The sequence below is a fragment of the Colwellia sp. RSH04 genome (assembly GCF_003545765.1).
In the GTDB taxonomy this organism is placed as follows: Bacteria; Pseudomonadota; Gammaproteobacteria; order Enterobacterales; family Alteromonadaceae; genus Colwellia.
On record NZ_QXIO01000001.1, the window covers coordinates 247227 to 272248 of the forward strand.

At 34.9% G+C, this 25022-nt stretch carries 16 protein-coding genes; 6 read left to right on the forward strand and 10 right to left on the reverse strand.

Annotation, left to right across the window (positions count from 1 at the left end; all coding sequences use genetic code 11):
• The first annotated feature begins 62 nt into the window (after positions 1 to 62).
• Positions 63 to 1286, forward strand: a complete 1224-nt coding sequence (locus D1094_RS01015; RefSeq protein WP_118958219.1) for a hypothetical protein — start codon at positions 63 to 65, stop codon at positions 1284 to 1286.
• 198 nt (positions 1287 to 1484) lie between these two features.
• On the opposite strand, the gene D1094_RS01020 is transcribed toward D1094_RS01015, so the two are convergent.
• Positions 1485 to 3494: a methyl-accepting chemotaxis protein gene (locus tag D1094_RS01020; RefSeq protein ID WP_182440062.1), complete on the reverse strand. Its 2010-nt coding sequence runs from the start codon at positions 3492 to 3494 to the stop codon at positions 1485 to 1487.
• A gap of 405 nt (positions 3495 to 3899) precedes the next feature.
• Here D1094_RS01020 and D1094_RS01025 point away from each other — a divergent pair, with 405 nt between their 5' ends.
• A complete protein-coding gene (locus D1094_RS01025) occupies positions 3900 to 8489 on the forward strand; it encodes an EAL domain-containing protein (protein ID WP_118958221.1) in 4590 nt (1529 codons plus the stop codon).
• A gap of 108 nt (positions 8490 to 8597) precedes the next feature.
• On the opposite strand, the gene D1094_RS01030 is transcribed toward D1094_RS01025, so the two are convergent.
• The 5 genes from D1094_RS01030 to D1094_RS01050 form a co-directional block, all read right to left on the reverse strand.
• Positions 8598 to 9977: a sensor histidine kinase gene (locus tag D1094_RS01030; RefSeq protein WP_118958222.1), complete on the reverse strand. Its 1380-nt coding sequence runs from the start codon at positions 9975 to 9977 to the stop codon at positions 8598 to 8600.
• Positions 9978 to 10093: 116 nt separating this feature from the next.
• Positions 10094 to 12682: a [protein-PII] uridylyltransferase gene (gene glnD / locus D1094_RS01035; protein WP_118958223.1), complete on the reverse strand. Its 2589-nt coding sequence runs from the start codon at positions 12680 to 12682 to the stop codon at positions 10094 to 10096.
• A gap of 6 nt (positions 12683 to 12688) precedes the next feature.
• Positions 12689 to 13510, reverse strand: coding sequence for a hypothetical protein (locus D1094_RS01040; RefSeq protein WP_118958224.1), 822 nt, complete (start codon positions 13508 to 13510; stop codon positions 12689 to 12691).
• Between the two features lie 353 nt (positions 13511 to 13863).
• A complete protein-coding gene (locus tag D1094_RS01045; RefSeq protein ID WP_118958225.1) occupies positions 13864 to 14358 on the reverse strand; it encodes a MarR family winged helix-turn-helix transcriptional regulator in 495 nt (164 codons plus the stop codon).
• A 74-nt stretch (positions 14359 to 14432) separates the two neighbouring features.
• Complete coding sequence (locus D1094_RS01050) at positions 14433 to 14711, reverse strand: peptidylprolyl isomerase (protein WP_118958226.1); 279 nt, start codon at positions 14709 to 14711, stop codon at positions 14433 to 14435.
• 450 nt (positions 14712 to 15161) lie between these two features.
• Here D1094_RS01050 and D1094_RS01055 point away from each other — a divergent pair, with 450 nt between their 5' ends.
• From D1094_RS01055 to D1094_RS01065, 3 genes are all read left to right on the forward strand, one after another.
• Entirely contained in the window at positions 15162 to 16757 is a 1596-nt protein-coding gene (locus D1094_RS01055) for an AbgT family transporter (RefSeq protein ID WP_118958227.1), read from the forward strand.
• Between the two features lie 593 nt (positions 16758 to 17350).
• A complete protein-coding gene (locus tag D1094_RS01060) occupies positions 17351 to 18622 on the forward strand; it encodes a tyrosine-type recombinase/integrase (protein ID WP_118958228.1) in 1272 nt (423 codons plus the stop codon).
• A 386-nt stretch (positions 18623 to 19008) separates the two neighbouring features.
• Positions 19009 to 20193, forward strand: coding sequence for a DNA cytosine methyltransferase (locus D1094_RS01065; protein WP_118958229.1), 1185 nt, complete (start codon positions 19009 to 19011; stop codon positions 20191 to 20193).
• On the opposite strand, the gene D1094_RS01070 is transcribed toward D1094_RS01065, so the two are convergent.
• Genes D1094_RS01070 through D1094_RS01080 form a run of 3 tightly spaced genes read right to left on the reverse strand, consistent with a single transcriptional unit; the run spans position 20190 to position 23411 of the window.
• Positions 20190 to 21593, reverse strand: a complete 1404-nt coding sequence (locus tag D1094_RS01070; protein ID WP_118958230.1) for a 5-methylcytosine restriction system specificity protein McrC — start codon at positions 21591 to 21593, stop codon at positions 20190 to 20192. The genes D1094_RS01065 and D1094_RS01070 overlap by 4 nt on opposite strands.
• Positions 21594 to 21595: 2 nt before the next feature.
• Positions 21596 to 22555 carry an McrB family protein gene (locus D1094_RS01075; RefSeq protein ID WP_118958231.1) on the reverse strand — a complete coding sequence of 320 codons (960 nt, stop codon included), beginning with the start codon at positions 22553 to 22555 and terminating at the stop codon, positions 21596 to 21598.
• Positions 22536 to 23411, reverse strand: a complete 876-nt coding sequence (locus tag D1094_RS01080; protein WP_118958232.1) for a hypothetical protein — start codon at positions 23409 to 23411, stop codon at positions 22536 to 22538. Before D1094_RS01080 ends, D1094_RS01075 begins: the two co-directional genes overlap by 20 nt.
• Before the next feature lie 266 nt (positions 23412 to 23677).
• Here D1094_RS01080 and D1094_RS01085 point away from each other — a divergent pair, with 266 nt between their 5' ends.
• The gene (locus D1094_RS01085; RefSeq protein WP_118958233.1) at positions 23678 to 24220 is read left to right on the forward strand and encodes a recombinase family protein; all 543 of its coding nucleotides are present in this window, start codon (positions 23678 to 23680) and stop codon (positions 24218 to 24220) included.
• A 50-nt stretch (positions 24221 to 24270) separates the two neighbouring features.
• Here the strand turns inward: D1094_RS01085 and D1094_RS01090 are convergent, their stop codons facing one another.
• Positions 24271 to 24855 carry a hypothetical protein gene (locus tag D1094_RS01090; RefSeq protein WP_118958234.1) on the reverse strand — a complete coding sequence of 195 codons (585 nt, stop codon included), beginning with the start codon at positions 24853 to 24855 and terminating at the stop codon, positions 24271 to 24273.
• Positions 24856 to 25022 lie beyond the last annotated feature (167 nt).

The following is a 25022-nucleotide window of genomic DNA, read 5'->3' on the forward strand; positions in this document are numbered from 1 at the left end:
ATAGATTTTTTGTAATGTTAAAATACTAACTACACATACACCCTTCATCACAAAGTTTTTTTATGGATTCTATTAATTCTATTGCAATTGAATATGTCAAATTGTCATTAGCCATTGGGCAACACTGTCCTAATTATGTCGACGCATATTATGGTCCTAAACAATGGCAAGATGAGGTAAGCAAACACCCTTTACCTCAACTGAGTAGTCAGGCTATCGCGTTAATTTCTGATGCTGAGTCAATAGGTAAATTACCCGACGATAATAATCAAATTAGGTTAGATTACTTAAAAAAACACCTCTATGCCTGTAAAGTTTATATCGATATTTTAATGGGCAATACGCTTGATTTTTATAGTGAGTGTGAAGCGTTATACGATGCAAAACCGCCAAAATATGATGAACCACACTTTGACAAAATTCTTACAGAATTAGATGCACTAGTGCCGGGTTCTGGAGATCTTGCAACGAGATTCGTTAATTACAGACAGAGCTTTGTTATTCACAAAGATAAATTAAATGCCGTTTTTGATGCCGCGATCACTGAAGCTCGCAATAGAACATTGCAGTATATTTCTTTGCCTGAAAATGAAAACTTCAATGTTGAGCTTGTTCAAGACCAAGTGTGGACAGCCTATAACTGGTTTAAAGGGAATAGCTATAGCCTAATACAATTAAATACTGACATTAATATATACATTGAGCGCGCTATTGATTTAGCTGCTCATGAGGGGTACCCAGGTCACCATGTCTTTAACGCTTTGATGGAAAAGCATCTTGTCATCGAACGCGACTGGGTGGAGTATTCTATTTATAATTTATTTGGTCCAACCTCATTACTCGCTGAAGGTAGTGCCAACTATGGCATTGAGGTTGCTTTTCCTTGGGAAGAACGCATCGCTTTCGAACGTGATGTATTATTTCCTATTGCTGGAATAGATCCTAACGAAAGTGAACTTTATTATAAAGTGCTCAAACTCATGTCGAAATTAGCTTACGCCGACAATATGGTCGCACAACGCTATTGTGATAAAAAAATAGCAGACAACCAAGCTATTGAATTATTGATGAAGTACACCTTATGTACCAAAGAAAGAGCAACACAACGCTTAAGTTTTTATCAGCAGAACCGCTCATATGTTATCACCTATAATTTCGGTCAAGATTTAGTGCATGAGTATTTAACCAGTAAAATTTCTTCGGGATCAGCTCAGGAGTTATGGCACGAATTCACTGCGTTACTAGCAAGGCCGAAAACTGCCTCAATGATGCAAGCAGAGCTTTAAAAGCGAGCTAATTCTGCTTAACATCAGCTTGGGATTAAGCCCGTTTGACACTCTTGAATTGTGGTTATAGCAAACTCACTAGTTGCTATTATTATTCCAAGATGAGATCACTTATTTAAATCTATTCGACTAGCCTAAAACTATAAACAAAAACCAGCTATATCAGCTGGTTTTTACTTTATTAACATATAAAATTAACTATATTTTAAAGCGCCCTACCAACTCTTTAAGCCTATTGGTTTTATTTTCTAATGCAGTACTTATCATCATTAAACTTTGTGCTTCATCACTCGTGTCGGTTCCTAATTGATTTACCTGCTGCATCATATCGTGAATATTTTGCGCAACATTATCTTGCTCACTGGTAATATTCACAATTTCTTGCATATCATCACGGTTTGTTTCAACAACTGAAGCAATCTCTGCTAATTGTGTATGAACAATTTTACTATTATCCATATATAAGTTAACTTGCTCACGCGTACTACTCATTCTTTCTTCAGCTGCATGAGCTTTCGCCTGTAAGTCCTCAATATTTTGTTGAATGCTCGTGGTAGACTCTTGTGTGCGTTGAGCCAACTGCCTTACTTCATCAGCAACAACGGCAAAACCTCTACCATGTTCACCAGCACGTGCAGATTCTATTGCCGCGTTTAAGGCTAATAAATTAGTTTGGTCGGCAATATTTTTAATAACTACCATCACTTCACCAATAGATTGACTGCTTACTCTTAGCTCTTCAATAGTATGTACTGCATTATCAAAGTTATCATTTAGTTTTACTAAGCCCCCCATAGAACTTGCAAGTACATCTTGTCCTTTTTTAGAGGTTTGACTAGCAACATGGGCTGTTTCTCGCGCTGTTGAAATACGCTCTTTTATCGTATGAGCATTTTCTGCCATAGTTGACACTGTATCTGTAGCTAAATGAAGTTCTTTCTCTGCGTCACTTGTTTTACTGACAGTTATCTCACTTACTTTAGCAACTTTAATGGTAGTGTCCCTTAACTCATCACTGGTTTGTTGTACACGAGAAACAATTTTTTGAATTTGCTCAATAAACCGATTAAACGCATCAGATAGCTGACCAACTTCATCATCGCTTTTAATTTTTATTCGTTGTGACAAATCACCAGCGCCACCAGCAATTTCAACTAACGCTTGCTTTACTGACATTAGTGGCTGTAATAAGCGAGAAGTCGAGAACCATAAGACAAAAAGCGTAATTAATAAAATACCTAAACTAATAAATACTGCCGATATAATTGCTTGGTTTACTGGCGCATCAATGTAACTTTGCGGCACCATAACAGCAAGTTTCCATTTTAGGTTTAATTTTTCAACGACAACATCGCGAAATTGAACATGGTATTGTTCATTATTCCATATTACCTTGGCTATCCCCTTTGTATTACTGAGCATTTGATTACTTAAATTAGAAAATCCTTCATGAAGAGCGTTGTCTTCTAAGTTAGATAACTGAATATTAGCCGTCGAGCGTTCAGCAATATTTACCTCCGCTAATTCTTCACCGTTAAAAACAATCATATCGCCATTGTTATCAATAAGAAAAGCCTGACCAACACCGTTAAATTTTATTTTTGAAACAATTTCATCAATAGCTTGCAAGTAGAGATCAACACCACCTGCACCGATAAACTGGTTATCAAAATTAAGAATAGGGAAATTAATGGCTACGTAGAAAGATTCAATTTGCGGCTCGTAAGTGACACCACTGACATTCCAAGCGTTAGTGTCTTTTACTTCATTCCACCAAGGACGTGTCAGCACATTATAGTCAGTTAACCCAGATACACCACCTTGATCAAAATACTCACCCGTATATTTTGAACCAAAAAAGACCGAGGCAATATCTTCTCGGCCTTCCATTTCTCTAGAGAATACCTTCATCATCCGCTTATAAGCTGTGGTATCTAAATTTTCTCCACGTATACGGTGTTGTTCAAACCAATCAATTAGCCACGTATTTCTAAAGATAACTTCAGCTCGAATAATATGCCCTTTAAAATAACTTTCTATATTTGAGGCATTTAATTCGATGGACTTCTCAATATCATTGTCTAATTGTTCACTTGTATTTTCACTCACTTTAGAGACTAAAAAGTAAGTTGTGAGTAAAAGAATAACAAAAATGGCAGAGGCGGTGGTAGCGACTAGCTTTGCGGTTACGGAGTTTTTTAGTTTCATGAAAAGCCTTAACATATTAATACTACTAATGTTTATGCTTACCTATAAATTGAAGCCTTATTAAAATAAGCGTTCAAAAGTAAGCGTGATTCGACTCCTTTCAAAAATACCAAATAACATCATAACCAAAAATATACAATATAACAAAATCGAAATTTAGAACAAAACCATCATTTGTTGAAAAAAAACACTTAACATACTGGTATGCCTTTGATGACACTAATAAAATTTAAATGCAAAAAAAACGTATAACTATTAATTATAATAAACATGTTATATATGTTTAAATATGAGTTAATCCGTTTAATGAAATAAAAAACAATTGTTTGTACATTAATTAAAGGTGACATATATTTAAATATGAGCCTACATAACCATTAAATAAAAATATCGGCATTATTAAACTTGAAATTAATCAAAAAAAATACATGGCCACTTCAAAGCTGCATACTTATTGGCACTATCCTTTGCCTTATTTTTCAGCTAGCACATGCTAAAATTAACAACTTAGTTTTAGAGCAACTAACAGTAAAGGATGGTCTTTCTCAGGTATCAGTCACTTATATCAATCAAGATAATGATGGTTTTGTTTGGATATCAACTGAAGCCGGGGTTGAGATATATGATGGTTATAGCTTTAAAAAAATTGAAGGTCCTGATAATGATTTCTCAAACTACAGCGCAGGAAAAACCGTTCAGTCTGAAAATGGACTTATCTGGCTTTTACTTCATGGTAAAGGTTTATATACCTTTGATAAAAAAGAAAATAAATTCAACTTAGTCTTTAGTAATAAAGAATTAACTCCTAAAGACTGGTTGATTGATTATGTAATTAATGAAAACCAAGTATGGATCGCTACGAGTAAAGAGCTCGGAGTTATCGATTTAACAACTAATCAATACACCAAGAAAGTTGACTTAACGACACGCTTTCAAAGTACCACCTATGCTCAGCAAATACTCCACCACAATTCACATATATATATTGCTAGTAGAGAAGGTGTTCTGGTCTATAGTATTGATTTAAATGAGGTAACCAAATTACCTGAATTAACTAAACAGAATGTAGACAAAACTAATTTTATTCCTTTACAAGCAAACAAAACCTATAAATTAGCAGTGATAGACAACAAGCTTTATCGTGGATCAAACGATGGTTTATTTTCTCTTGATATAACAAAAATAAACAACCTGTTCACAGACAAAAAAATTAGCTCATCAAACGCTTTAATCAAATATACGTTAGAAATAGAGCACATTTCGGTTTGGAATTTTTTTACTAACAAAGAATTACTTGTTATTGGTGGCACTAAAGGTCTATATCAATTGAATACCAAAACGAAAAAAAGCAGGTTTTTATTTGGCTTCGATGAGTACGATCCTTCTTTTGCCAATAACACCATACCTTCTTTAATGGTCGATAAAGATGGCATGTATTGGCTGGTAAGTGTTAGTCAAGGTATCTTAAAATGGAATCCAAGTTTAGAAGTGATCGAAAACTATGGCTACTATAAAGGTCGTAATGACAGTTTAACCAATAACAGTGTTTTAGCTATTTTAGCTGATAAACATGATAATAATATCTTCTGGGTAGCAACATCTAACGGGCTAAATAGACTTGATAGAAAAACAAAAACTGTTGAACAGTTTTTATATACACCCAATGCGAATTCAACGTTCATCGAAAGTAATATACTCTCATTACACTATGGTCAAAATAATACTATTTGGCTAAATACCGTTGTAGGACTTAGACTATTTGACATAAAAACCAAATCAATTATTTCTATTCCATTTGAAGACGACATTATTGAGCAAATCAAAGGTGATTACCCTGTTTATCATACTCAAGGCAACGTTTTACTTTTAACAGAAGGGGAAAAGTTCATTAAGCTGAATACCGATACTGAAGAAATAACAGATCTCAGTAGTCACTTAGCGAAAGAAGGTATTAAAGATATTTGGTATTTTATTGCCAGTGAAGAATCAGAAAATGAAGTTTGGCTAAGTACTCCTAATGCAATATGGCATTATGATATTAAGCTAAATAAATTTACTCAATATTTTCAAAACAACGATGTACTTGTTAATGAATGGGCCTTTATTGACAGCTTTTTTATAGATAAAAAGAATGATCGTATCTGGATAGCACATACCTCTCAGGGTATTATTTGCATTTCATTAAGCACAAAAGAAGTACTTCATAAATTCAATGCTGAAAACAGCATATTAGATGATAACCTCTATGGCTTATATCAAGATAAAGAAGGTGATTTATGGGTTGCTACCCATAATGGAGTATATGTTCTTAACCCCGAAACCCTTCATATAAGAAAATTTGGTATCCATCATGGTTTTACCGGGATGGAGTTTAATGCAGGAGCCCATATAAAACTCCCTACAGATGAAATAATGTATGGTGCCATGACAGGTATCTCAATATTTGATCCCATTGAATTAAAAAACAATGAGAAACAACAACCCATCAAGGTTTTTGTGACCAATGTAGCGCTACTAACCCGTTCACTTGATGACACCTATATTTTTAACACAGACAACGTTATAGAAATTGCTTACGACGATGTCGGTATTCGCGTAGACTTTACCACATTTAATTTTTCTAAAAATAAAAACATATTATTTGAATACTCATTATTAAACGACAGTAAGGTCGATTATCCCCCTACCTATAAAAATCATATTATTTTTCCTAGTTTATCTTCAGGGCGTCATACGCTTTCGATTAAAGCTAAATCTCCAGTTACGGGGGAATATTCACAACCCACACATATACGCTTTAATGTATCTTATGCTCCTTGGCGATCTCCAATAGCGATTATTGTGTACTTAACCATCATCATTGTCATTACAAGCGCTTGGATAAGAAAAAGAACAAAACAACGCAATGAATTACTAGCAGCTCATGAGCAAGTAAAATATCGAGAAAACAGATTAGAACTCGCTTTAAAGGGCAGTAATAGTGATGTTTGGGATTGGCATGCAAGTAATAACACCTTTACCGCTAAACGCTTAGAACATCCAACCAACTTCAATGAAAGTGCATATGAAATGCCCTTTGAAGAGTTTGTAAACCTTATCCACCCTGACGATCAAGCGGCTTATTTAACTAGCTGGCATCAGTTTATAGCTAACACCGAGCCTGAAGATACTTTTTCAGCCACATTTAGATTAAAAAACGCTGATAATCAATGGTTGTGGTATAGAGATTTAGGTAAGTTAGTTGAATTAGATGATGCGAATACCCCGCTGCGAGTAACAGGATCATACACTAACATTACCCAATCAAAAGTTGATGAAGAACGCGCTCAATATTACGGCGAAGCATTTAAACAAACTAAAGATTGGGTCTTAATAATCAACCAAGGTTTTACCAAGGTTACATCGAATCAGGCCATTAGAAATGTATTTGGCTGGCAAGAAGAAGAACTCGACTTTGAAGAGTCAACTCTGGGCTTAAATAAACAAAAAGTAAAATATTATATAGACATAGTGACTAGCTTAGGTGTTGATGATTACTGGCGAGGTGAGGATCTAGTTAAAGCCTCTTCAGGGGAAATATTCCACGTATTAATCAAAATTAACGTCGCCATTAATAAACATGGTGATTTACATTACATTGTCGTGATGACAGATATTACGGCACAAAAGCAAGCTGAAAAAGAACTACGCTATATGGCAAATTATGACCATTTAACAAGCTTACCCAATCGTAGTTTACTTATAGAACGTATTGAACATGCCATAGAGTCTAGAGCAAGACATTCATCATCATTAGCTGTACTTTTTATCGATTTAGATCGGTTTAAGCAAATCAATGATACCTTAGGTCATGATTATGGTGACTTATTACTGAGTGAGGTTTCAACACGGTTCAATAATATTTTAAGGCAAGATGATACGCTTGCTCGATTAGGAGGCGACGAATTTGTCATACTCTTAGAAGAGTTTAAATCAACAAACAGCTTAACCGGTATTGCTCAAAAACTCATTAATGTTGCAGAAAAGCCTTTTGTATTAAAAGATACTACGGTAAGTATTGGGGCTAGTATCGGTATTGCCGTTTATCCGGACGATGGCACAGACTCTGCTGAATTATTAAGGAATAGCGATATCGCTATGTATAGTGCTAAGCAGAATGGCCGCAATAACTATCAATTTTTTGAAGCGTCAATGAATGAAGCAGCAGCTAAACGCTTAACTCAAGAAACAAAAATAAAACAAGCCGTTAAAGATAAACAGTTTATTAATCACTATCAGCCTATTGTTGATGCTCGTTATGGCAAAGCGATAGGTGTAGAAATGCTTATGCGTTGGCCAACCGATGAAGGAATGATACCTCCTTTTGAGTTCATCCCGCTTGCTGAAGACTTAAATTTGATCATTTCAATGACAGAAACAGCATTAGAACAAGCACTTCAGGACTTAACAGTATGGCGCACATATCGCCCAGAATTTTACTTATCAATTAATGTTGCAGAAAGTCATTTTAGCAAAGGAGATCTAGTGTCCTTAGTTGTTACTATGCTTGAAAAGTATCAATTACCTGCTTCTGCATTAAAAATCGAAATAACTGAATCTGTCTTTATTTCAGCTCCTGAAACCGCTATCGAAAAAATGAAACAACTAAAAGCAATAGGTTTAACATTATCACTCGATGATTTTGGTACGGGTTTTTCATCTTTATCGTATTTGAAGTCATTCCCATTAGATATTATTAAACTTGATCGAAGCTTTATTTCCAACATAGGTATAGAAAACACCGATGAAGCTATTATTGAAGCAACGATCTCATTAGCAGATAACCTTGGAATGCGATGTGTCGCTGAGGGTGCGGAAACGCCTGAACAAGTTGATTTTCTTGTCTCTCGACAATGTCACTATATTCAAGGTTATTTCTACAGCAAACCATTAAATGCGCTGCATATAGAAAAAATGCTACAAGAAGATAGTGAAGACTACATATCAACGCTGTAACTAAACAACGTTTACAATACGTATTTTCTAACCTTTTTACTGTACCTTAAAACATGAAAAGGTATACAGAGCAATGAGGCTTATTTATATGGCATTGAGGAATATTTATCATGCGTTTGATAATGGCTCTTTAGGAAAACTAATCCGAAAATAAGCACCTCCTTTTTCCTCTGTGCTGACAATAACAATATCGCCGTGCAACGATTGAGTGATTAAGTTGTAAACTATGTGCATACCTAACCCAGTACCGCCTGCGTTTCTATTCGTTGTAAAAAAAGGTTCAAAGATTTTCTCTGTTACTTCTTTATTTAGTCCGACACCGTTATCTAAATAATCCATCATTATGTAACCATTTGTCACTTCAATAATAATATCAATCCTTTTACTTGAGACCTGCTTGAATGCATGTTTTATTGAATTGACTATCAAATTAATTAATATTTGGCTCATAGCATTAGGATCTTGAATAACAGAAATATTTGAGCGGCATTTAACATGTATTTCAACACCGTGCTCATCTAACAATCCTTTTAATGTGCCAACACTTATATCGATGTGTTCTTTTAAGTCAAAACATTGTCTTTGTTCGTTTGAAGTCACCACACTCGCGCTTTTAAATTCAGCAATCAGTCTTGACGCCCTCTCGAGATTACTACTAACCAACTGCATGCCCTTTGCCATATCACTAAAAGCACTTTCGAATTCTCGACGTGTCAGGTGTTGGTTTTTATATTTTTCCGCGGTAGATTTTATCTTATCACTGGCAAGAGAAGATGCTGTTACTGCAATGCCTATAGGTGTATTAATCTCATGGGAAATCCCTGCAACGAGTCTTCCTAAAGAAGCGAATTTTTCAGCTTCAGATAATTTGTCATGGGTTTGTTTTAATTCGAGTAAGTTTTCCTCTAACGCAATAGTTCTTTCTTCTACTTTTTGTTCTAAATTATCTTTGTGATCGGTTAACTCTTTAATTAAATTCACCATTTCTAGAGCTATGCGTTTTGTAGTAAAAGTGATGACACAAAAAATAACAATTAAAATGATTGCACTGAACATTCCACCATTAGCAGCCTTGTGTTCCATAATTCCATAACTATTTAACAATCCAATGGTGATAATATTTAAAATAATAATAACGACGATCCAATTAAAAAGTCTTAATGACCCCGTAATTAAAGAAAAGGCGGCAATAGCAGGAAAAACCATCATCGTTTCATCTTTCAAACCTTCGTGTAACCAGACAAACGTTAAAATAAGTGCTGTACACAACAGCATTACAGTAGATGAGGCAAACGAAATTTTATTATATTTAATAAGTAAGGGAACAGCGAGAAATGCTAAACCAAATAATAATAGAATCAATGAATTAGAAGTAGTCGGCCTAGTCGCTAACAACACAATAAAAATGATTGCAATTGAAAGCTCCACCATATAAAAAACTAAAAGAATCTTACTCTTTCTTGCTGAGACTTGGCTATTTTCATCCATTGAGGAGGGAGCTCTGACATTTTATGAATCCTAATCTAAATATATAACACAATTGAGAAGTTTCAAAAAAAAATCAAAAAAATCACTATGTTGTCATTTGCATATCATCATTGTCGTTAAACAATGTTACTAATTAATAGCTCTGCTAAATCTAATTTATCTTCATTACTCACTTCAGTATTATCTTTTGATGAGACTGAAAAAACACTTTCTGAACATTCACCAATTGTGCTAATTCTTGCGGAATGTATCGTTAACTCTTTCTGTTTAAAGACATTACATATTTTTTCTATAAATAATGGGTCATCTAATGCATTTATTCTTATTAAAGTTCTATTAGGTTTTGGGGTAACCAAATATTCAACTTCAGGGACATTTTCAAAATTATGAACAAACCTTGGCACGGAAAGCTTATTAACGTTTACGTTTCCTAAAATAGCTTCCTCGACACGTTTAACAATTTGTTGCATTCGATAAGGGGCAGAAATAGGTTCATCATTATGATCAAGTATTTTTATTACCTCTAACACTTTGTTATGTTTAGTTTTATGTAATTGCGCTTCTTTTACATTAACTTTTAATAACGACAGAGCGTTGAATATATCAACAAATAACATACTTCTATCATTAACGTAAACTAATAGATTACTACACTCTAGATTCGAGTCTCCTGATACAGAGACAACGTGTTTATTGGTATCATGAGTTATTATTTCTCTTGTAAATAGCGCTATTTCTTGCGGTTGATTAGAGCTAAAGAAACTTGAAGGGAGCCTCGACCATAGCTCTTCAACTGTATGACTTTCATCTTCTGAAATATTTAATTCAACTAATGCATCCGCTTTATTTTCTCGAATCACAACTCGCTGCTCAAAAACATTCTCTATGCCATTTTTAAGGGCGTTTCTTAAAGATAAGTACAAATCATTAAGAAGACTTTCTTGCCATTCATTCCAAACGTCATCGTTAGTCGCCATTAAATCAGCTACCGTAAAACAAAAGAGTGCATTCAATTTTGCTTCCGAACGTATTTGCTTTGCGATTTTTTTAATCACTTCAGGGTCTGATATATCGAGTGTTTGCGTCGTAGAAATAAGCAAATCCTGATGCTGAACAATCCAGTGAATTAAATCAATTTCAGACTTTTTTAATTCATGCAATACAGAGAACTCTTTAGCATGCATTGCACTGATTTCATTCGCTTCGTTTGATTGTTTGCCAGACAAATCGTGACATAACCCGGCTATTACCAATATATGCTTATGAGTAGACGGTTTATAAATACTGTTAATTAACCCTTTCTTGTTTTTATATGTCTCAAAACCATCTATATATTGAATTAATTTAAACGCATGTTCATCAACGGTATAAGCATTATGCATGTCAAATTGCATTTGTCCTTCAATAGCTCTCCACTGAGGAAAGTAAGATGCCAAAATGCCATACCTGTGCATTAAACTAAACGCTCTTTTTAAGCCATTTTTATGCTTAATGAGTGCAATAAATTCTTTTCTACATTCTTGATAATCTTGTAATTCACCTAATAATCGTCGGCGTGTTTGGCGAATTAACCTTAATGTTTCTGGCGCTATATTATTAATTTCGTCATGTTCAGCAATTAATCTAAATAAACGAAGCACTTTAGATTTATTGAGAAAAATTTCATCAAAGCTCACTTTTATTGTGTTATTTTCAAGAAGGTAACCCCCACCTAAATCGACTGGCTTTGAGAGATTGTATTCGTTAATAAAAATTTTCCGTTTTAAAACACCAATCATCATCTGGTTTAACTCTTGAATTCGGGTCATTGCTCTAAAAAGCTGGCGCATCATTTTTTCTACCGCGAGCTGCGCATTTTCACCGAAACCAAACTTTAAAAATTTAGCAACATCTAATTGATAATCTAAAAGTAACTTTTCTTCTGCTCGGTTAGACACAGTATGAAGCGCCCAACGAATTCGACAAATAAAATCGTATGCTTCAATTAACTCATAGTATTCATCGGGTTTAAGTACACCCAGTGATTTTAATGATTGCACATCACCAACATTATATTGCTTGCGCGCTATCCAAATGATAGTTTGCACATCTCTCATTCCACCGGGGTTATTTTTAACATTTGGCTCTAAATATAATGCTGTATTTTTTGCTTTATCATGTCTTGCATCTTGTTCTTGCAGTTTATGTTCACAAAACGCCTCGCTGCTCCATATAGCGTGGCTATATAAATCATTTAATATTTTTGTTGCGTGAGTTTTCTGGCCACTTAACGTTCTAATATCGAGTAAGTTTGTTGCAATAGTTACATCACTTTTTGCGGCAAACACATTATCTTCCATTGAGCGAACAGCATGCCCAATATCAACACCAAGGTCCCATAACCTTGTTAAGAACATTGATAATTTTTCTTCGTGTTTTGTTGTTAATGTCTCTTCAAATAAAATACAAATATCAATATCTGATTGCGGGTGAAGGGTTTGTCGGCCATAACCTCCTACAGCGTTTAAAGAAAGGTTATCTATAGAATCGAGTTGATAATATTTCCACAATTGAACGAGTAAATCATCAAACACAATAGCTCTTTTAACTTGTAACTCTTCAATGGGCGTTTCAAAAAAACTTTCGTCTAGTGTTGATTGTTGGCAAGAAATGTAAGCTTTTATCTCTGTAGTACTTGATAGATCAATAGTCGCAATTGAATTCATAATATTTTAAAGTCTTTTAAACCAAGTGTTCAAACTGGTTAACTCTCCCTTGATCATAGATTCATTTTTCAAGGTACCGCCATATTCATAATGATTTTCTGCACAAACAGTATTAATGGCAATACTATTTGCAGAAACAATAGTAAATGCAGTTAAGCACCCCTTAGAAAGGTAGTACGATTCCATATCCATTAACAGATATGAAATTAAATTGTTAATATTATAATCAACGTTTACCGTGAAATCAGAAAACTCAACAGCACTTTCTTCATCATTAAATTGCGCACTAGCAGTTGCTACCACTTTATTTCCTATTTGAGCAAAAAACTTCATTGGTTCAAATGATGAAAACTGTTTGCAAGCGCTTCTACCTGAATAGACAACTTTCTTTGTGCTTTCAACATTATTGGCTAATCTATCTCTTGAAATCGTGATATTTTCAAGCGCACCTGAATCGGCTTCATTAACATTTTCACAAAGTACTTTATTCAAAATTTTTTCTTGTTCTTTAGTATTACAACCTGCATTTTCATTGTTCAAATAATATCCCAAAAATACCGCATCTTGTAACCCATAGTATGCAAGTATTGTCGCTTCAATTTGAAAACCATGTTGAAAGAAATATATGGATTGTGCTTCTTTTACTTTGATAGAGATTTTATCAATCCCTTTTTTGTATGCATATTGTTTAATTTTTTCAGCAAACGGCGAGAGTTCAACATTACCTATATCGTAGATAGCAAGTGAGCTAGCTTCGTCATCTTCAACATAAAGTACATCATGTTCTTTTGCTACTTCATGGAAATCGGCCAAGGAATAGTGTTTCATTTCTGAATCCAATTAATGAATAGTACACTAATAGTATCAACTCTAACTATATATCTCAACACCTACTACGTTAAGCCAATAAAAGCCAGCACCAACTAATAATTAATAATTAGAGTTCTACTTATTAATAAGTACTACATAGAATCGTAATTTGATTAATGAATTAAAAAAATCTATTTGATGTAATCAACCTTGCGAGGATTACACAAGATTTACGAAGTATTGATACATTAAGATATTAATACTTCGTGATTAATTTTTTGAATGATTGGGCAGGCGTTATTGACCGCCTGTTAGGCGAGAAAGGCAACAATCAACAAGTTGCTGTACATATTAAAGCGTAGCGCGTTGATTTATATATTATCTTTACTTATTTCACTCATATGCATGGGATCTATCTCTAATACGGGGGCTGCGTCTAGTCCCGTCGCATCCATCATGGTCGCTATTCGTTGCATAGACGAAAGCAATAAAGATTGCTCCCATTCTTCTAAACTACAAAACTCCTGAATAAAATATTCCTGCAATGGTTGTGGCGCATCTATTAACGACTTTGCACCGACATCAGTTAAAAACAAACTAACACGGCGTTTATCTTCAGAACTTCGAACTCTTTTTATAAGCGCCCTTTTCTCTAGTCTATCTAAAATGTTAGTCACTGTTGCTGCACTTAAGTTTATTTGTTTGGCTATTTGGCTTGCTGTAACACCTTTCACTCGTGCAATTTCTTGCATTATGAGCAATTGTGGCCCTGTTAAACCAGACAGTTTATTAAGCTGCTTTGACCTTAAATCAATCGCCCGAATGACTTTTCGAATTGAAATGAGTAACTCTTCGTATTTTTCCATTTTTTCATTCTTACTCTTTTTTATAGAATGACACCTTAGCATGAAGTTATGCACAACAAAAAAACGAAAGTGAATTAAGTTCGATAGAGCACTTTAACTACATGCCAGCCAAATTTAGTTTTAACTAGATGAGGCTCTAATATTGCTCCCTTAAAAGCCACTTTATCAAATTGTGGCACCATTTGACCTCGTTTAAACTCACCTAAATCGCCGCCTTTTTTACCAGACGGGCATGTAGAGTATTTTTTGGCTAGTGTTTGAAACTTAGCACCTTTACCTAACTGCTTAATAATATCTTCAGCAATTTCTTTATGTTTAACCAATATATGAAGTGCGTGTGCAGTAGCTGCCATGAAAAACCTTTAATAATGCTATAAATAATTTATTTCTAGAAATAAAAATCCAACTCTTTCGAATCAGGGTTAAGTATACTGGTATTAGTCAATAAATTTGAACCATCACGCCCGAAGGCAACGTATTTTAAATCAATTAAAAGCCATTGTATTTAAAATTTCTCTCTCATTTATTTAGATGAACTCTTCACCCGTTTAATAGACTCACTGGTTATGCTGTTTTTACAGTTACCTACTCCGTGCACTATTGTTTTTCTGGCCGTTATGAGGGTTATCCAAAGATTATTTCTTTGAGTCAATCACTTACTGATAGCTGTAGTTAAGCATAAGGTTAGCTTTAAGCGTTTTTCAACTGAATCATTACACTTTGTTAATATTATGTAATTGGAACAGGTTACCTGTTCATGTTATGTTGCCTCCAATTTTTTTAATAATGTGGAAATATGCATTATGACTTCTGTAGTTAAAGATAACAGACCAAATAATGAGCAAAAAAACGGTTTGTTTAATCGGTTTTTGGCTACGGTAGAGTTTCTTGGAAATCTTCTGCCTCACCCAATAACCTTGTTTGCCATTTTTTGTCTCGCTATTATTATTGGTAGTGGTATAGCTGATTGGTTTGGTTTAAGTGTGGTCGATCCGCGCCCTGAAGGCGCTAAAGGACGGTCACCCGACGGAATAATAACTGTTGTAAGCCTAATGTCAGTTGATGGCTTACACCGAATTATCACAGGCTTAGTTACCAACTTTACTAGTTTTGCGCCATTAGGCACCGTTTTAGTCGCCATATTGGGCGTTAGTGTTGCAGAGCATTCTGGATTATTATCAGCGACAATGCGCAATATGGTTATGGGGGCATCAAAACGTCTTGTTACTTTTACTATTGTTTTTGCGGCTATCTTATCTAACACCGCCTCCGAATTAGGTTACGTAGTATTAATTCCGTTAGCGGCCATGATATTTCATAGCCTTGGTCGTCACCCCCTTGCCGGGTTAGCAGCCGCCTTCGCAGGGGTGTCAGGTGGTTATAGTGCCAACTTACTATTAGGTACTATCGACCCTTTACTTGCTGGCATTACCACGCCAGCTGCACAGATGATTGACCCAAGCTATGTGGTTGGGCCTGAAGCCAACTGGTACTTTATGATCGCATCAACTTTCCTCATTGCAATATTAGGCACCCTAATCACAGAAAAAATTGTTGAACCGCGCCTAGGAAAGTATGATCCAAGTGAATCAAGCATTGATTTATCAAAAGACACGGTAGAACACATAACACCTCTAGAGAAGAAAGGATTACGTTGGGCTGGGATGACGTTTTTGCTAATGTGTATTTTACTCGCGATAAGTGTCATTCCTGAAAACGGTGTACTTAGGCACCCTGATACTGGATTGGTTGCAGGTTCGCCGTTTCTTAAAGGCATTGTCGCTTTTATTTTTATTATTTTTGCAATTCCTGGGTTTGTATACGGTAAAGTAGTTGGTACGATGAAAACAGACCGTGATGTAATTGATGCAATGGCAAAAAGTATCAGTTCAATGGGACTTTATATCGTGCTAGTGTTTTTTGCCGCACAGTTTGTTGCTTTTTTTAAATGGACTAATTTCGGTACTATCATCGCAATTAAAGGAGCTGCATTTTTACAAGCCTTAAGTCTTACAGGTCCAGAAGTTTTTATTGGCTTTATTTTGCTGTGTGCATTAATTAATTTGAGCTTGGGCTCATCTTCTGCACAATGGGCCGCTACTGCCCCAATATTTGTTCCTATGTTAATGCTAATTGGTTATGCGCCAGAAACCATTCAAGCCGCTTATCGTATAGGTGACTCCGTAACTAATTTAATCACGCCAATGATGAGTTATTTCGGTTTGATTTTAGCCGTTGCGGCTAAATACAAAAAAGATATAGGCATTGGAACACTCGTTGCCACCATGTTGCCTTATAGCATTGTCTTCTTGTGTGGTTGGATAGTATTGTTCTACGTTTGGGTATTCGGTTTTGGTTTGCCTGTAGGGCCAGCATCACCAATTTACTATCAACCTTAATAATAGATTAAGCCAATAACTTCACTATCAGATACTTCAAGTTCTACTGTTTTATCTGTGGTGGGGTTAGTTGGTAATGCTTTAATACGTGCATATAAAAATCACTAGCTAAAGTTAAATGCGCCCCATTTAGCATTTTGAATTTTGAATTTTGAATTTTGAATTTTTGCATTTTTGCATTTTTGCATTTTTGCATTTTTCAAAGTATAGGAAACACATTGGGTAGCTTACAAACTTTACTATTTTGTATGGACCTATGAGCAAGTTGCACTAAACCTGAAAATTCTTCAGCGGTGACTATTAAGAACAGTCATTATAAATGTAGTTTATGGTCTACATAGCCTCTACATTGGAATTATAGTTAATTTAGATATTAGATATTAGATAGGTAAATTTTAGACATAAAAAAACCTTGTATGAACAAGGCTTTAATATTGGTACCGGAAGACGGACTTGAACCGTCACGCCCGAAGGCAACGGATTTTGAAAAGAACACGCCTAATTTTATTCTTTAATATCAACAGAATAAAAACATCAAAAGACACTTTGCAAATTCTTTGCAAAACAAATCATTTTGTTGAATACTAAAGTTTATGACAACTCAAACAGAACGCCACGACATCCAAGACGGATTGTACGTTTACAAACAAAACAACAGCTTGCGCTGGTATGCTCGCTTTGTACTCTACGGTAAATGGTATAGTAAAGCCACTAAAGAAAAGGAACTAGATAAAGCGATCGCCCGTGCTCACATTATATTTATGGAGCACAAAGTTAAAGCTGAAAACAATCTACTAGTTGATAGTAAACGATTTAAAGATGTGGCAGATCGCGTCATTAAAAACCTTCAAGCTGATCTTGATAATGGCTTCGGTAAAGTTACTTACCGTGACTATATACAAGCACTTAACAAGTACCACATCCCTTTCTTTGATAGAACTTATATAACTAATATCGATCAAGATAAAATTCGAGAGTTTAATAACGAGCGAATTAAACAGTTAAAACGTGTTCCTGCAAAGTCAACACTGCTTACTCACAACTCGGCAATGAATTTGGTATTTAAAGAAGCTATTGAAAATAAGTGGATGATTGCCGCTCAGGTACCTTCACTTAATGCTCAAGGCGAAAGTGGTAAAAGGCGCGCAGCCTTCAGCCAAGAAGAATATGATAAAGTTTACGACACTATTCTCGACTTGGTGGGCAATAGTCGCAAAGAAAAAACTAAACAAATCCGTGAATTGCTGCTCAGCTATATGGAATTTTGTGTTAATACTGGGATTCGTCCCGGCACTGAAATGGAAGGTATAACGTGGGGAGATATTGAAATGGCTCGCCAAGATCATAATGTTCGATTCAAAGTTAAAGTCCGTAAAGGTAAAACAACTAAACATACAGGCACTAGAACAGTTATAGCCCGCGACCAAATATGGGATTGTCTAGAAGAGCTACGAGAGCGTTTCCCTAACCGTAAACCTAATGACAAACTATTCCGACTTGAGGATGGCGAAACAACCAATGAATTAGGTGTAGCCTTTCGTAAAGCATTAGAAGAATGTGATTTAAAAGACTCACCTGATGGACCTAGAACACTTTATTCACTTCGGCATTCATATATTACGTGGCAACTACTACGTCGAGATTTAAGGCTGGATATTCTTGCTAAACAATGTGGAACTAGCGTTGCCATGATTGAGCAACATTACAGCCATGTTGTACCAAGTATGTTTGAAGAAGAGTTATCTGGTGTTAAGTTTAAAAATCAAATTAAGAAAGAAAAGCCTATGACATCAAAGGCATTAGCTATTATTGAAAACCGCTTTCAAAGCTGGGAAGCCGAATATAAAAAGCGTGGTTGTATTTAAACAACCAAGTTAAATAGAACCCCACACTATAAGTCATCTCAAATTCGACTAAAAGCATGCTGTTTTTTCTTAGCTATTTAATTGTTTCAACCTTGTGAATTTCGTGAAAATCTCTTTAAGTTAAGTGAGAAAATTTCCTACATCACTAAAGGTTTACCTCCACATCATTAAGTGTGCATAGTAACCATATAAACTTTGCCATAGAGCTGATAGAATCTACATTTAATCGGGTATCTAGATTTCAATTTGAATGAGTTTTATTTAAAATCAATAAGTTAAAAAACAACGAATTATTAATGAATAATATTTCGTCAAATAAGACTTTACCTATCACGAAATACACTGTATAAAAAACCAGTACCAATAAAATCCAGAGAAATAAATTAATGAATAAGCCTAAATTAATGTCGATATTTGCAGGTGGTGGTGGTCTTGATGAAGGATTTAAAGCCGCTGGCTATGACGTAAGTTGTAGTATAGATCTTGAAGAGTGGGCATGTGATACTTTACGTAAGAACAATCCTCAATCACAAGTTATTGGTCCCCCTCAATACTCGGGTGATGTCAAAGCCATGTCACCAGAAGAAGTTTCGAAGATTACAGGTATACAGCCTAATGAACTAGATATGATTATGGGTGGGCCTCCTTGCCAACCTTTTAGTCAAGCTGCTTCCCAAAGGTTTTTAAAAACAGACATGAATTTCAAAAGAAAAGGCTTTGACTGTGAGGATAAAGGAACATTATTGTTTAATTTTATTGAGTATGTTTTATTTTTCAAACCCAAAAACTTCTTGATAGAAAATGTGCCAGGACTTCTAACTGTTGATGGTGGTAAGCAACTGAATGTTGCATTGAAAACGTTACAAGATGCTGGTTACATCATATCCGAACCTAAAATAATTGATGCGGTAAATTATGGTATTCCTCAATATAGACAACGTTTAATTATTTGGGGAAGCACTGAAGTTAAAAAGCCTGAATTACCAGAGCCTTCACACTCTTCTGCAGCTGATTTAATTTCACCACCTCAAAGAGTGGTTGCGCAAGCTTTGAGTAACCTAAGTAGTGAGTTAAAAAATACAGAAACTAGAGCCCATAAAGAATTATCTGTTGAACGCTATAAAACTCTAGAGTTTGGACAACGGGAAAAACGAGGAAGAGTTGATCGACTCAACCCTTTCAAGCCAAGCAAAACAGTTATAGCTGGAGGTATGAAAGGCGGTGGTCGTTCTCATTTACATCCTTTTATAGCAAGAACCATGTCTGTCAGAGAGTGCGCTAGAATACAAACATTTTCAGACAGTTATGAGTTTACAGGTTCAATAGCAAGGCAATTTACTCAAGTCGGAAATGCAGTCCCTCCCTTATTAGCAGAAAAAATAGCCTATCATATACTAAATAAACAATATGGAATTACAGTACCTAATTCATTTAAACACGAAGTGAATCTAAACTTAGATACACCTGTCGAAACACTAGTAAACAACATGCTAATTAAGGCCATCAATGAAAAACCAGAATGGGTCTATAATTCACATTCAGAAGCTTCTAAGGGGAAAAAGCGAGCCTAAATAAGCTCACCTTTTGATAGATCTGTAATAAAAAGAGCCAATTGAGCAAAGGACTGCTCAGTGTTTTTCATCGTCCCAGTTAAATCAACACGCCAATAAAAAATGTTAACCTCATGAGTTATAAAATTTAATTTTGAAAAAGTACCGGAATCTGACTTTATTTTATCAAAAGCTTTTTGCCTTTTTTTCTCATATGAAGATCTACCTTCAGCACTTTGAATAGGGTACTTTGAACAATTTTTGTTGTTGCCCGGATAAACCAAAATCGCATAATCAGTATTAAAGCATTGTGCATAATAAGTAATTTGATAGATATCTGAATTAGATACTAATAGTTTTGAGTTTTCACTAACTGAATACTTATTTTTAGAATCTATTATAATATTTTTAAATGATTTATTGTTATCCTTTGGTATGACGACAACATCAGGCTTAATTCTTTTCCCTTCCATTATAGGCTCTACTGGATGATCAATTTCTAGCTGTGAGCAAACATCAAAATTAGCTGGAAGTATTTGCTTTTCTAATTGTTGGCTTACAAGGCGTTCAAACAGCGCATCTAAATTAATTGTAAAATAAGGGGTAAATGAATCTTCTTCTCCACCTTCATAATGAAAACCATCATAAATTACTTGAGCGAGCGTTAAGCATTTCTCGTAATCTTTTCTGTGTAAGGTCGTGCTATTTGAAAGGCTTAGTTCATTAATATTAGGCACATAGTCAGATACTTCATGAAACACATTTAATAATTCACCTGCAATACCTTTAATTTCAGTGCACTTAGCTTCTTTCAAAACAGTACTTATAGCACCCTTAATATACTGATTTACATCCAGATCAGAAGTGGGTTCAGATATTTGTACAGTAGGAAATTCTGAAGCATTCGAAATTGTAGATTGAAAATCAATGTTTCCCCTAATCTCGGGGTCCACTTTGGTAATATGCTGCCTACTTTTAATAACTCCCTGCTTAAGGACGTCATAAACGGAAGATAAAAACGCTTTCGAAAAGTAATCTACAGAGGTAGTCAAAGCATCATACGAGACCTCTTCCTCAACAATTGTTTCACTATGATTCACCAGTTCTATTGCTCCAGCGACTTGAGCAAAGGCTAAACATTTCCCTACACTAATACCTGAAAATTTGGGTTCAAAAGTCAACTTAAAATATGAACAGTCAACTACACCGACAACTGGCCCCGGAATAATAAGAATATCATCTAATTCAACCTGATATTGGAGTTTGAATATTTCAACACCAAAGCTAATTTTATGTTTTTTAGCTGCTGATTTTAAAACCATCAATATTGAGTTCTCATTATATTCAGAGCAATTTAAAGCTATTTTTTCTAATGAGAGAGGCTTTCCTACTGACAAATTGAAATTTGGAACAGTTATCATTTTTAGTCCTGAGCTGTATTTAACAAGGTTACTAAATTTATAAGATCTTGCTCATTTATATCATCACCAAAGTCTAGTTTTTGTCTTATTTCTGGAGTACCAAATAATTCATCAAGCTCCTTTTTATTACCTAAACCAATATATGCCTCAAGCTGGGGGAGTACAGTTTCATTGTAAACACTCACTAGGTTTTTTAGTTTTATAGTTGAATCAACCTGCGGTACAAATAATGACTGCCCTAATGCCATATGTTTCCCTAGCATAGGGTGTTTAGTAATTCTTTTATTTAGCTTTTGAATTGAAGATACATATTCATTTATAGTAAATTCATCAAACTCAAAGGAGAATGAGTGGAGCCATTCGACTAATCCTTCATAATCAGGATTTACAAAGATAAATTTAAACCGCCTTCTAAGTGCTAAATCCAACTGCTTAATATTTCGATCAGCTGTATTCATCGTACCTATAATTACAAAGTTTTTAGGGAGTAGTAACTCATTCCCAAATTTAGATGTTTTGACACTTCTGCTATCACCGTCTAACAGCATCATTAACTCCCCAAAAATAGATGGGATATCTCCTCTATTGATTTCGTCTATTATTAGCAATTTCAACTGCTCATCGTCCGAACCAGCTGAATCTTTTATAAAATTGAAGAGTACTCCCTTTTTTGGCTCATACTTGCCATTTACAATAGAATACCCTTCAATAAAATCTTGATAGCTATAGGATGGATGGAATTGTACAACTTCATAGTGTGCAATATCCTTACTCAATTCATTCAACAATTTATCTACAGCGCGAGTTTTGCCGGTACCAGGAGGGCCACATAGAATAACGTGACTTCCACTTATAACCATATCCCTTAATTTATCTTCAGTTGCTGGCTTCTTCTGAATTGCAATATTTTCTATCTGAGTCATAGACTCAAAATCAGATTTTCTATCCATTGGATTTTGCATTGATTTCCTCTACCCTTTTCAATATCAAACTTTTTATATTATGTAATGCGCTTTCCTTATCCTTTTTGGCAGGTTTACGCTCAAAATAATAATGAGTCTTTTCTACAGAATGTTTTGATATAAGATTTAAGCTTATATCTCCATTTGGTAAGTAATATGTATAACCACTAATACATAAAAACCCTAGTAAGTCCGTAATCTTACGCGTTAACTTATCCCCACTAGGCTTTAATTTAGAAATTGAATCACTATTCCGAGATTTGATTATTGCATCGGATAAACTTTTACATTGTTTATGATCTTGGGAAGGGACAAGTATAAATTCTATTTCTCTAACATTTAAAAAGCATTGACTTTCATCTTTCTCTAATAGTTCAATTAGAACTTGTAGAATAAAGATCAAGGGGTACAGCTCTTTCCCTGAGGCTACCCATTCCTTCCAGTTATCTTCATAGGCAGGGTGAGGATATTTAAAGTTAAAGATTATAAAGTCATAAAATTGCTGACGTGAAATTTTACCTGTTCCTAGAGCTTTTCCAAATTCAGTTAACTTAAGTTTTCCATTACTCATTTCTTTTGGGTACATAAGCAATAAAGATGTAAATAGCCTCTCTTTATTTCTAGTAAAGTCTCCTTCAGGGTTCCATAACAGATCTTCTGTTCCTGAACGGTTAGGTTTCCATGTGCTCTTTCTTGTTCGTTCCTCTAAAAGTCTTTCTAATTTTTTAATTTTAGGGTTTGATTCGCTAATGAACTCTCCTTCAAATAAATTCAAAACAGATAGTGCTGGCTGTAGCACTTCATAAACGATGTATTCTCGAAAAGCTTCGAATTTCCATAAAAGAGCTTGTGACACTTAATCTTCCTTATTAACTATCGAATAATTATAAAAATATTACTCGATAGTATGCCTTTAAAATTAGGTTCAGTAAATCCAAATAAAGCCCTGTTTTATAAGAAGGATTTGTTCACTAATATTCATTGACTTTATAAATGTATATATTAAGTACACTCTAACGTTACAGTTTTTTTCCAGAATTAGGTTGTCAATTTTATCTCTATTATCTCCTAAAAATTCCATGCAATGTGGACTTTTAAAAGTTAAACATTACAGGTGATTTCATGAGTCAGAAACTAGCTTACATCCGCGTATCAAGTATTGACCAGAATCTTGATAGACAATTACACGGCATGAATTTCGATAAAACTTTCGAAGATAAATGTAGTGGTAAAGATACTAATCGTTCCGGACTAAATGAGCTAATTAGTTATGCACGTGAAGGAGATGAAGTATACGTTCATGATATTTCACGCATGGCACGCAATACAGCAGATCTACTTAGTCTCGTGAAAAAATTTAATGACAAAGGAGTATCACTCAAATTCGAAAAAGAAAACTTAGTGTTTTCAGGCGAAACTAATCCGATGAATGATTTAATGCTTACTCTTCTTGGTGCCATCTACCAATTTGAACGTAGCATGATCCTTGAGCGCCAACGCGAAGGTATTCAGATAGCTAAAGCAAAAGGTAAATTTAAAGGTAAACAACCAAACAAACAACTTCATCAAAAGATCCAAGAATTATTCAAGTCAGGTATGAGTAAACGGGCTATATCTATTGAGCTTGGCTGCTCAAGGCCAACAGTTTACAGGGCATTAGATTAGTGCTTTTGTAAAAGAGTTGTCTCAAATTGTGACACGCGAATCAAGCCTAACTAACTTTCCCATAAGGCTCTTTCTAGAATAAACATAAGCTCCATATCAAATTTATGCTTATGTTTACCTTTTCTATCCTCTATGCCTTCTTTAAGCCACAACCTTAGCCCTTCAATATTAAGCTCTTCGCTGTTTGAATGACGATAAGCATCCTTAAGTTGCTTTTCATTATTATTGATCATTTGCAAACAAGCATCTTCAAACGATTGTCTCTGTTCCTTCTCAACTTTAATCGTATAAAACTTTTCAGTATATCTAGTGTTAGCAATCTGACGTCCAAATCTTTCCCATTCAGAACTAAGCTGAGTAGTTCCAATTTCATTCAAGTTATAGATTATTGTTTCAGCTGTAGTACTGTCACCATCAATAATATGCCGCTCTATTCGTTTTGCTGATACCTGACATAACTTTCTCTTCTCACCCACTTGTAAGGTGGCAAGTTGCTTTAATAGCTTACTCAATTTATTAACAACTGCCTTTGTAGCCGTTTTTTTCTCGTGAGCCTTATTAGCTAACTTAAGCAGCTTTTCTCCATGCTCAATCCAATCGATTGGATCTTTCGGTTGATTAGGTTTAGTCGACATAATTAAGCCTCAAAATAAACATACCGAAAAGTATAATTGAAAACATACCAAAAAGTACATTTAAATCACACCGAAAAGTGTGATTCTTAATTGCGAGTTATTTGTTCTTCGGTAACGAATAGTGTTCTTAAATTTGAAAATAGTAATTTCGTATCTAACTGACAACT